The 1,119-nt window shown below is 75.5% G+C and carries 2 protein-coding genes; one reads left to right on the forward strand and one right to left on the reverse strand.

What is annotated here, in order from left to right; genetic code table 11:
• On the forward strand, window positions 1–249 hold a 249-nt coding region (locus G3573_RS21565), incomplete at its 5' end, for a hypothetical protein (RefSeq protein WP_205598436.1).
• Between the two features lie 10 nt (window positions 250–259).
• Here G3573_RS21565 and G3573_RS21570 read toward each other — a convergent pair.
• Entirely contained in the window at window positions 260–715 is a 456-nt protein-coding gene (locus G3573_RS21570) for a helix-turn-helix domain-containing protein (RefSeq protein ID WP_163263676.1), read from the reverse strand.
• Window positions 716–1,119: the final 404 nt, after the last annotated feature.

Raw genomic sequence — 1,119 nt, forward strand, 5'->3', positions numbered from 1 at the left:
GCGCCCACCCGCGCCGACGAGGACGCCGCGCGCGGCGCGCTCGACGCGCATGTCGGCACCCGCTCCGAGACCTACCCCTACGACCAGACCGAGTTCGACTTCTGGCCGGTGACCACGCCGGGCGGCCTGCGCTGCGTGGTCGGCGTCGACTTCACCCGGGCCGAGGGCGAACGGCCGGCCGACCCCGAGCGGCTGGTCGACATCGTGCGCGGTTATCTGGCGGCCGCCGGCGCCGCGGGCTGCCGCTGAAGCGCCCCGGTCAGGCGCCGCCCTCCCCCGTCCTCGGCCGCGGCGGCGGCTCCACCCACGTCGTGATGATCCGCAGCGGCTTCATCTCCGCCGTGGGCTTCGTGCCGTCGCCGCCGTCCAGCACCGCCACCTCCGCCGCGTCCGGCGCCTCGCCCCAGTCGGCCGGCGACAGGCGCCGGAGCGCAAACTGGATCACGCCGGGCCGGCTCAGCGCCGCCTCGGCCAGCCGCTTCTCCCACACCACCAGACCCCGCGCCCGCCCGCGCGCCACCGCCTGCGCGAACGCCGGCCAGCGCTTCACCCAGCCCAGCACGGTGAAGCGCGACACCCCCAGCTCCCCGGCCAGCGCCCCCACGCTGAACCCCTGCGCCAGCCAAGCCTCGGCCCGTTCCGCATACTCGGGCCTATAGCGGCTCGGCCGCCCGCCCCCCGGCCGCGCCCCGCCGCGCCCGCTCGTCCCGGCCATCGCGGCCTCCTTCGATGAATTGAAAAGATCTCCCCCCTCGGGGGGAGCAGCCCGCGGAGCGGGCGTGGGGGCCTCCAGCTTGGCGCGACGGCGCCCGCCCAAACCAGGCGAACGCGCCACATCAGCAATGTCAGGAGCCGCAGGGCGCACAGCGCCACCGCACCGAAAGGATACCCGACCGCCCCGGGCCGTCAAGCTTTTGTTCGCGATTTGTTCACGTTCGCTCCCTTCTCCCCTTGCGGGAGAAGGTGGCCGGCGGAGCCGGTCGGATGAGGGGTGCCGGCGCCCAGGCCTCCGGACAAAGCGCCCTTGCGCCAACCCTCTCAAACGTCGCGCCGCCGACACTCACCGAACAATGCTACGCTGGGGGGGGGGGGGGGGGGGGGGGGGGGGGGGGGGGGGGG

It is taken from the genome of Caulobacter sp. 17J65-9, assembly GCF_010975005.1.
Classification (GTDB): Bacteria; Pseudomonadota; Alphaproteobacteria; order Caulobacterales; family Caulobacteraceae; genus 17J80-11.

Bases quoted from the DNA above. Each gene is read 5' to 3' on its own strand.
- G3573_RS21570 (WP_163263676.1), bottom strand. From the start codon at position 715: ATGGCCGGGACGAGCGGGCGCGGCGGGGCGCGGCCGGGGGGCGGGCGG.